Source organism: Candidatus Phytoplasma phoenicium (assembly GCF_001189415.1).
Classification (GTDB): domain Bacteria; phylum Bacillota_I; class Bacilli_A; order Acholeplasmatales; family Acholeplasmataceae; genus Phytoplasma; species Phytoplasma phoenicium.
Genome location: NZ_JPSQ01000016.1, coordinates 1 through 9,711, shown reverse-complemented (window position 1 = coordinate 9,711; position 9,711 = coordinate 1). Strand labels below are relative to the sequence as shown.

General features: G+C 24.3%; 8 protein-coding genes. 5 read left to right on the top strand and 3 right to left on the bottom strand.

Features of this window, described 5'->3' with window-relative positions:
- Positions 1–771, top strand: a 771-nt coding sequence (locus AlmWB_RS01850) for a Wadjet anti-phage system protein JetA family protein (protein ID WP_239682418.1), incomplete at its 5' end; no start/stop codon positions are given.
- Between the two features lie 85 nt (positions 772–856).
- Here AlmWB_RS01850 and acpS read toward each other — a convergent pair.
- The 3 genes from acpS to argS all read right to left on the bottom strand — a co-directional run bounded on the left by acpS (position 857) and on the right by argS (position 4,534).
- A complete protein-coding gene (acpS, locus tag AlmWB_RS00600; protein ID WP_050337106.1) occupies positions 857–1,201 on the bottom strand; it encodes a holo-ACP synthase in 345 nt (114 codons plus the stop codon).
- A gap of 33 nt (positions 1,202–1,234) precedes the next feature.
- Positions 1,235–3,259, bottom strand: coding sequence for an NAD-dependent DNA ligase LigA (ligA, locus tag AlmWB_RS00595; protein ID WP_050337104.1), 2,025 nt, complete (start codon positions 3,257–3,259; stop codon positions 1,235–1,237).
- Positions 3,260–3,388: 129 nt separating this feature from the next.
- Positions 3,389–4,534 (bottom strand): arginine--tRNA ligase, encoded by a 1,146-nt coding sequence (gene argS, locus AlmWB_RS00590; RefSeq protein WP_083993339.1) that lies wholly within the window; start codon positions 4,532–4,534, stop codon positions 3,389–3,391.
- Between the two features lie 69 nt (positions 4,535–4,603).
- On the opposite strand from argS, the gene AlmWB_RS00585 reads away from it, so the two are divergent.
- From AlmWB_RS00585 to AlmWB_RS00570, 4 genes are read left to right on the top strand one after another with little or no spacing between them, the layout of a single operon-like run.
- On the top strand, positions 4,604–5,638 hold the full coding sequence (locus AlmWB_RS00585; RefSeq protein WP_239682417.1) for a metal ABC transporter solute-binding protein, Zn/Mn family: 1,035 nt from the start codon (positions 4,604–4,606) through the stop codon (positions 5,636–5,638).
- Complete coding sequence (locus AlmWB_RS00580) at positions 5,635–6,372, top strand: metal ABC transporter ATP-binding protein (protein WP_050337098.1); 738 nt, start codon at positions 5,635–5,637, stop codon at positions 6,370–6,372. Before AlmWB_RS00585 ends, AlmWB_RS00580 begins: the two co-directional genes overlap by 4 nt.
- Positions 6,373–6,418: 46 nt before the next feature.
- Entirely contained in the window at positions 6,419–7,486 is a 1,068-nt protein-coding gene (locus AlmWB_RS00575; RefSeq protein WP_050337095.1) for a metal ABC transporter permease, read from the top strand.
- A 3-nt stretch (positions 7,487–7,489) separates the two neighbouring features.
- The gene (locus AlmWB_RS00570) at positions 7,490–8,590 is read left to right on the top strand and encodes a metal ABC transporter permease (protein WP_050337093.1); all 1,101 of its coding nucleotides are present in this window, start codon (positions 7,490–7,492) and stop codon (positions 8,588–8,590) included.
- Positions 8,591–9,711 lie beyond the last annotated feature (1,121 nt).

Sequence of the window (9,711 nt, the reverse complement as noted above, 5' to 3'; positions counted from 1 at the left end):
TTTTTTTATTCTTTTTATTATTTATTAAAAACCAATGATAATTTTTTTAAATATCAAAGAAAAATTAATTTATTTTTACAAAAAATTAAAAATAATCCTCTTTATATTGATTTTTTAAGCGAACAATTACAAAAAATTAATCAAATATCTATAATACAAGCCCAACAACAAATTGTAAAACAAATTACACAAATTGAGGTTAATTTTGATTTAACCGGGAAACTTATTAAAATTATTGATAAAAAAAATGAAGAATATTTAAAAATTGCTTGTGAACGTATTTTGTTTTTTGATAATCAAAAAGAAAATTCACAAATTGTTTTAAATTATTTAATGCAATTAATTTTAAATGAAAAAACAGAATATCATCGTTTCTTTCATTTTTATCCTATAAAACATTTAGATGACTTATCTTTTTATAAACCACGCCGTTCGAAACAAGAAATGTCTATTATAGCATTAGAAAAAGTTTCGGAAGAAACATATTATTCTTTAGAACAAAAAATATTAACTTTTCAACAAGAAAAATTTTATAATAAGAAAAATATCTATAAATTTGTACAACAACTTTTACAACAACACAATTTTTATAAAGCTTCTGATTTAGATTTAAAAAATAACGAAGATATGATACGTTTAATGTTAATTTATCTTTATGCAAATACTTATCAAAATAATACTTATCATATTCAAGATTTAAAAACTAAAATCCAAAAGAAACCAATGGCCTTTGCTGACTTTGGTATTTTTCTTTCAGATTCAAATCAATAATTTTAAATTTATTTAAAATAAAAAGTATGTTTATTGAAAAAATTAATGTTCTAAATAAATTTAATACATGAATAAATTTAAATTTTTATAATAAAATTGCTAAAGCGATAGCATAATTTTCGCTATGAGAAATTGAAATAACTATGCTTTCTGTTTTGTGATTGTTTTTAATATACGGAAAACCTTTTTTAGTATCGTTTAAAATAGTCCAATCGCTATAATTATTTTGTAAATTTCCTATTTGATAAGCTTTGAAAATAGCTTCTTTGACGGCCCATCTTCCAGCTAAAAAACTATATTTGGTTTTGATGTTTGTAATTTTATTATAAATTTCATATTCTAAATGTGATAAAATATGTTTTGCTATTTTTTCGATTCCGCTTTTTTTTATACGGTTAATTTCAATTATATCAATTCCTATATTTTTCATATACTTAATATAATTTCCCCTAAGTCAGTCATATTAATTTTCGTTTTTAACTTGTTTTTCATTTATAATGTTTGTCAATAATTTCATTAAATAATTTTCATCGATCATAGGAATTCCAAATTTTTGAGCTTTAATAAATTTAACGCTATCTTTTTGGCTATAAATTAAATAATCAATTTTTTTGTTAATAAAATTCAATACATATGCACCATATTGTTCTAATAACTTAGTAAGTTGAGTACGGGAATAAAATTCAAAAGTTCCTGTTAAAACAACTTTTTTTTGAGAAAAAAAATTATTAAAAGTTTTATCTTTAGTTTCGGATACATAAAATTTTAAACCATGTTTTTTTAATAAATCGATTTCTTGAAGATTTTGAGGATTACTAAAATATTTCTTAACACTTTTACTTATTTCCGCGCCTATTTCAGGAATCTTTAGCATTTGTTCTAATTTTGCTTTTTTTAAATGATCAATGTGATGAAAAGTTTTGGTTAAAACCTTAGCTATTTTGGAACCAACATGTTTAATACCTAAAGCAAATAAAAGTCGTTCAAAAGATTGATTTTTACTTTTTTCTACACCAGTTAAAATGTTGCTTATTTTCTTCATTTTAAAACCAGGTAATTGGCTTAATTGAGTTCGACGTTGTTTTAATAAATATAAATCCGAAATACTTTGTACTAACTTATTTTTAAAAAATAAATTTAAAGTTTTTTCTCCTAAAATATTAATATCCATAGCGGGACGCGAAACAAAATGAATAATTTTTTTGATTTTTTGTTCGTCACAATTTTCATTTAAACAAAAATAATCGACTTCATCGGGATATTTAGTTAATTGATAATTACAAAAAGGGCAATTATCGATCATATTGAAAGGTTGTTGATTTGTTCTTTTCGTTTTTATAACTTCGATAATTTCTGGAATAACAGAACCAGATTTATGTATTAAAACAAAATCATTTATTCTAATATCTTTTTTTTTAATATAGTTAAAATTATGTAAAGTCACACGAGAGATTAAACTACCACTAACCATGACAGGCAATAATTCTGCGATAGGAGTTATTGAACCAGTACGACCAATTTGAAAACTAATTTTTTGAACAATAGTTTCATTTTGCGAGGAATTAAATTTATAAGCAATAGCCCATTTAGGAAATTTACTAGTGTATCCTATACGAGGATATAAAGTTAAATCATTTATTTTTATGACAACTCCATCTATATCATAAGAGAGTTGTTTTTTTAATGTTTCATATTGTTTGATAATAGTTACTAATTGTTCAAAAGAATTTATTAAATAATAATGAGGATTAACATTAAAACCTAATTTTTTTAAAAATTCTAAAGCGTCTTTTTGAGTTTGTATATATTGTGGTGGATTAACCATAGTATAAATAAAAGACAATAAGTTACGTTTAGCTGTAATGCTAGAATTTAATTGTCTTAAAGTACCAGAAGCAGCATTTCTGGGATTAGCAAATAACGTTTTATTATTTTTTTGTTGTATTTGATTAAGATTATGAAAAGCTGCATAGTTAAAAAAAATTTCTCCGCGCACTTCTAAATCGATGTCTTGTTGTAATTTAAGAGGAATATTTTTAATGGTTTTAATATTATTTGTGATCACTTCACCAATATACCCATTGCCTCGTGTAGCTCCTTGTATTAATGTTCCTTTTTCATATTTTAAACTAATAGCCACTCCGTCAATTTTAAATTCTGTAATAAATTGACAATGAGGAAATTTTTTTAAAATATTTTTATAAAAATTTTTTAATTCTGAAAAATCAAAAACATTATTCAATGATAACATCGGAGTGTCATGAATAATTTTAGTAAATTTTTTACTTAAAAAACCGTTAACACGAAAAGTAGGACTATAATTTAATTTAAAATGAGGGTATTTTTGTTCTAACATTATCAATTCTTTCAGTAAAGAATCATATTGCTGATCTGTTAAAGTAGTTTGGCTTAGTTGATAGTATTCATAATTTGCTTGTTGAAGTGTATTAGTTAAAAATTTGATCCTTTGTTTAATTTTTTCGGTCATATAAGACAACCTTCTTTTCATTTTATAAATTAAAAAAACATTATTAAAATGTTAAATAATAGATAAATACGGATTTAAAATTTTTAATTTATTTTTTTCTGTATCTTTCACAAAATATAATTTTTTATTTTACATTTTTTTTAAAATAGGAATGCCAAGAATTTTTAATCCTTCTTCTAATACAATACGTATAGTTTCAATGAATAAAAGATTAGCTTTTTTTAAAATAGGATCAGTCGATAAAATTTTTTCTTTTGTATAAAATTGATTAGTATTTTTAGCTAATTGAAAAATATATCGTGCCAAAATACTAGGCATATGATGTTCTTGAGATTTTTTCAGAATCACAGGAAAATAACCCATTAATTTTATTAAATTAAAATAATGTGGTTGTTGATAATAAAAAATAAAAGGTTTCCAGTCTTTAGGTAAATCAATTTCTATTGAATTATTTTTTTGCATTAAAGAATATAAACGAACAACTGTATATTGTAAATAAGGACCAGTATTACCTTCAAATTGTAACATTTGTTTTAAATTAAAGTCTATATTTAAGTGACGATCGTTTTTCAAATCATTAAAAATTATAGCTCCAATGGCTATTTGAGTAGTAATTTGATTTATATTTTCTAAATTAGGGTTTTTTCGTTGAATAACTTTTTTAGCTTCATTTACTGTTTTTTGGATAATATTTTTTAATTGATATTGATTATTTTTACGACTCGAAATTTTTACATTTTGAATTGTTATTAAACCAAAATTAATGTGTTTTAATGCATAATCATAACCCATTTTTTCTATTACTTTTTGGAGTTGTTGAAAATGAAGTTTTTGTTCGTTACCTACAACAAATAAACATTTATTAAAGGTAAATTGTTGATAACGATTTAAAACACAAGCGATATCTCTTGTAAAATAAAGTGCGCTTCCATTATCTTTTTGAACTAAGGCAGGTGGTAAAGGAGCATTCAAAGGGATAATATAAGCATTTTTATCTAATATCATTAATTTTTTGTTTTTTAATTCAGATAATACATTGGGAATAAATTGGTCAAAAAAAGATTCACCAATATAATAATCAAATTCAATCCCTAATAATCGATAAAGTTGTTGAAATTCTTGTAAAGAAATTTCCTTAAACCATTTCCAAATTTCAGTGACAAATGGTTCTTTTTGTTCTAATTTTAAAAAAATTTGTCTAGCTTCTTCATTTAATTGAGGATTTTCTTCAGCTTTTTGATGAAAAAAAATATAAAGTTTTTGTAATTCATTAATAGGATTTTTGAAATAATTTCTTTATTACCCCATTTTTGGTCTTTTTTCATCATTTTCCTGATTACTGGTTTGATTTTAATTATTCCTATTTGTGCTTATTTTGCTCCCTCAAACAAAAATCCTGAAAATGATCAAATCACCATTCTTACAACCACTCAAATGTTAGAAGACACAGTAAAACATTTAATCGGAGATGTAGATCTAAAAGAACTCAATAAAGACGATAATCATTATCAAAAAATAGAACGTTTTAAGTGTCAAACTTCTTTAATGGGCATGGGGATTGATCCACATAATTATAAAACGAAATTATCGGATCGTAATAAGATTAAAACAGCTAATTTAGTCATTGTTAATGGTTTACATTTGGAAGCTAAAATGACAGAATCTTTCGAACTTTTGAACAAAGATAATGTATGGAAAGCTGGAGAAAAAAGTTTAACAGAAGAAGATAAATTGAAAATAGACGACTCAAAGGATTGTGATCCACATATTTGGTTTGATATTGATTTATGGATCAAAGTTATTGAACATTTAGAAATAGAATTAAGTAATAGATGTATTAATCCAAAAGAAAAAGATTCGTTATCAAATAATAAGTCATTATTTATCGGCAAATTAAGAGAATTAAAAAAACATATTATAGAAGAAATGCGAGAATTAAAAATCAAGAAAAAAAAAAATAAAGAAAAATTAATCATAGTTACAGCTCACGATGCTTTTTCTTATTGGGAAGTATTTTCTAAAAAAAATAATTGTAGTTTCGAATTAGAATCAATTCAAGGTATTTCCACTCAAACAGAAGCCAATAGTAAAAAAATCATCGAATTAGCAAGAAAATTAGCTGATAATAATGTGAAATCTATTTTTACAGAAAATTCTATGCCTAAAGATTCTTTAAAAAGTTTACAAGAACAAGTCAATAGTTTTCGTCAAAACAAAAATTTAAATCCTATTAAAATTCCCACAAACAGCGAATTATATTCTGATTCTTTAGGAAGTGACCAACTTTCAGAAACATTAGGTTCTGGTGAATATAAACATTCTACATATATAGGAGCTTTTTTAAATAATATGAAAGTGATAAAAGATAATTTATCATGAAAAAAGATATATGTATTAAAATTAGAGATTTAACTGTTCTTTATCATTTAAAACCTGCCTTATGGGATATAGATATTGATATTTTTTCAAGTTCTTTAACAGCTATTTTAGGACCCAACGGAGCCGGAAAATCAACTTTAATTAAAACCTTAATAGAATTAATTCCTAAAATTTCAGGAGAAATTTTATTTTTTAATAACCAAAGATACAAACAAATAAGAAAAAAAATTTCTTATGTTCCACAAAGAAATTCTGTCAATTGGGATTTCCCTACGACTGTTTTTGATGTAGTGTTAATGGGGAGATATGGGCATTTAGGTTGGTTTAAAAGGCCTACTTTGCATGATAAAAAAATAGCTTTAGAATCTTTAGCTCAAGTAGAAATGACTGATTTGAAAGATCGCCAAATTTCAGAACTCTCCGGAGGGCAACAACAAAGAATTTTTCTAGCGAGAGCTTTAGCTCAAGAAGGAGATATTTACTTAATGGATGAACCTTTTCAAGGTATCGATATCCAAACAGAAAAAAAAATTATAACTGTTTTAAAAGAATTACAAAAAAAACAAAAAACTATTATTGTAGTACATCATGATTTAGAAACGGTCCCTCAATATTTTGATCATATTATTTTCTTAAATATTCAAAAAATAGCAAGTGGTGAAACCAAAAAAATATTTAATGCAGAAAATATAAAAAAAACATATAAAAATTATCAATTCAATAAACCAATCTAACACAACGCATCATGTCATCGAAAGGAAAATAAAAAATTATAAATATATGATCGATATAAATTCAATTTTTGGGTTATTAGCTACTTCTACTTCTTTCAAAATTTGTTTAGGTGCTTTTTTACTAAGTATGACATCTGGGATTTTAGGTATTTTTATTAGCTTAAAAAATAAAGCTTTATTAGGTGATATGCTTTCGCATGCAGTTTTACCAGGGATTGCCTGTTCCTATATTTGGTTCCGAACTACTAACGAATGGGTAATTTGGTTAGGAGCTATTGGAGCTTCTATTATATCTTTAAGTTTAATGGAATTAATTAAAAGATATTCTAAAATCAAAACAGACACTATTCTTTCTTTAATTATGGCTTCTTTTTTTGGTTTAGGTAATGTGTTAATTGCTTATGCACAAAAAGTTGCAACAGATAGTTCTATTGCTATTTTAGAAAAATTTCTCTTAGGCCAAATTGCTTTAATTTCTGAAGAACATGTCAAAATCATAAGTATGATAACTCTTTTAACTTTTTTAACCATTACTTTTTTATGGAAAGAATTTAAAATTTTTACTTTTGATGAGTTTTTTGCTAAAAGCATGGGATTCAATAATATCCTAATATCTTTTATCTTAAATTCTTTATTAATAGGGTTAATTATAATTAGTTTAAAAATTACAGGTATTATCGTGACTAGTGCTTTATTAATTATGCCAGGAGTTATTGCGCGTTATTTAAGTGATAAATTATCCACTAATATCTTTATTGTGACTGTTATTGCTTTTTTATCAAGTTTTATTAGTATAATCATTAGCCTTCATATAGATAATATGCCCACAGGCCCTATCATTGTCATTATTAATACCATTTTCATTTTGTTAACTTATTTATTTGCGCCCAAATATGGAATTTTAAAAAGATTTTTCAAACAAAAAAAATATAAACAACAAATTAAAAAATTTCGACAATTAATACATTTTTACCATCATAATACATATTATGAAATCCCTAAATTAGAAAGTTTTTTATTTAAAGAACAATATTTATATAAAACACCTCATCAAATTATCATCACTGCTAAAGGTATTCAATTAGTAGAAAATTTAATAAATGGTAGAATTTAATGTATGTGGTATATAATAACAACTATTTTAAAGTCTTTTGAAACAGATATTTTTTGTATTTTAATTTTATGTTCTTTGTCTTTGGCCAATTTAGGTGTCTTTTTAATTTTAAAAAAAGTGTCTATGGTGATAGATGCTATAAGTCATAGTGTTTTATTAGGAATTGTACTAGCTTATTTAATAGTCAAAGATTTAAATTCTTCTTTTTTAATTATAGGAGCTACTTTAGTAGGTGTATTAACTGTCTATTTAATAGAATTAATAAGTAAAAATAGTAAAATTTCCAAAGACGCGGCTATTGGTATTATCTTTACTTTTTTCTTTTCCTTAGCTATCATTATTATTAGTATATTTATTAGAAATATCCATATAGATACAGATGCTGTTTTTTTAGGTAACATAGAATTAGCGCATAGTTCAAAATTATATAAAATTATTCCTGTCTTAATATTAAATTTATTGTTTGTGATTATTTTTTATAAAGAATTAAAGATTTTTGTTTTTGATCCTTCTTTAACAAATCTTTTAGGTTTTTCTTCCTTGTGGATTAACTATTCCTTAATGACTTTGGTTTCTTTAACAACAGTTATTTCTTTTGATCTGGTTGGTTCCATCATGACTGTGGCTTGTATGATCGGCCCTGCAGCTACATCGCGACTTTTAACAAAAAGATTATTAACTTGTTGGCTTTTATCTTTATGGTTAGCTTTGGTAAACACTAGTTTAGGTTATTATTTAGGAATTTATTTTGACCTAAATGTTTCTGGGATGATTGCTGTCGTTACTTTAGTAATTTTTTTAATTGTTTTATTTTGTGAACCAAAAAAAGGTATTATATCAAAAACCATTACAAATTATTTTCATAAAAAAAATTTAATTTTAATTAATTTATTGATGCATTTAGAAAATAATTTAATACAAAAGAAAACAAATAATATTCAAAATATTAAGAATGAATTAAAATGGTCTGAAGAAATTTTTCGAACATGTTTGCGCAAAGCGCTGAAATCTAAATATATCATACAAAAAAATAAAAAAATATTGATTACTTCTTTAGGTAAAAAATATTTATACCAAAAAATAAAATTAATTTTTAATCCTTAAAAAAGCACACTAATAAAAAGTTAGTTTTAAAAATGAATTTATTAACAATTTTTAGAATCAATGCAGTTAAGTCCTCAAAATTTTCTGTAAAGTTGAAAGATAGGATTGTTTTTAAGTTGATTTAATCGTGGTGTTAGTAGCGCACAGTATGTAGTTTGATGTTGTTTTTGATGCTTACAGATTTGTTTGGAGAAATTTTTGAAGGTTTTTTTAGAAACTCTGAGTTATTATAGGAGAGTTTATTAAATACTTCTTCGATATTGTAAACTTTTGGCAACAACTCATCTAAGGTATATTTAAAATCAGAAGGAGTAAATTTTGTTTTTGGAATTAAAAGTTTTGAGTTTGACCTTGATTTGAAATAAACGCTAATTAACCCTTTTGGTGGTTCTTTAAATGAATATACAGGTAATGAAATTCGTAATAAATTCGGTCGTTCTTCCCGCTGTCTTTATTATGAAAATGTAGTTAGTCATTATTATAAATATGTAGAAGGTATCTTTTTGGATGATTGGTATATTGATGGAGAAACATGTAGCAAAAGATATTATGTAAATTTAGATAGAAACCGTCCTTCTCAAAAACCAAAAGGATTAGATTAATCTTTAATTCGAACAAAACTCGCTAAATTTAAGCGAGTTTTTTACCACAAAAGGAATTAATAAAGGCGATTCATTGGAATAAATAAAATTAGAATGATGATGAAAAAAATGATATTACTAGATAGAGATAAAATTTTTTTATTAACATAGTTTTCGTTTCCTTTTCAAGGTTTATAGGTTGTGAAATAGTTTTTTTAAGAAACTAGTTGTATTCAGAATTGTAATTAAAATATTATCTAGAGTTTTGTTGATGGCCTTAACAATTAGGGTAATTTGTTTTCCTTACCAGTCAAAAAACGTGTGTAAAATAAAAAAGACCCTGAGGAAAGGTCTTTGTAAATAATAAAAAATTTTATATAAATTATTTTTGTTTCTTATTAGATTTTGTTGAAGAAGAAGCTGTTTCCTGATTTTTGACTTCTTTAGCTTTTTCTTTTAATATTTTTAATGTTTCTGAATTAGATAACATTTGAATAATTTTATTTCTGTCTTCTTTTGAACAATTTTCAAGAGTATTAT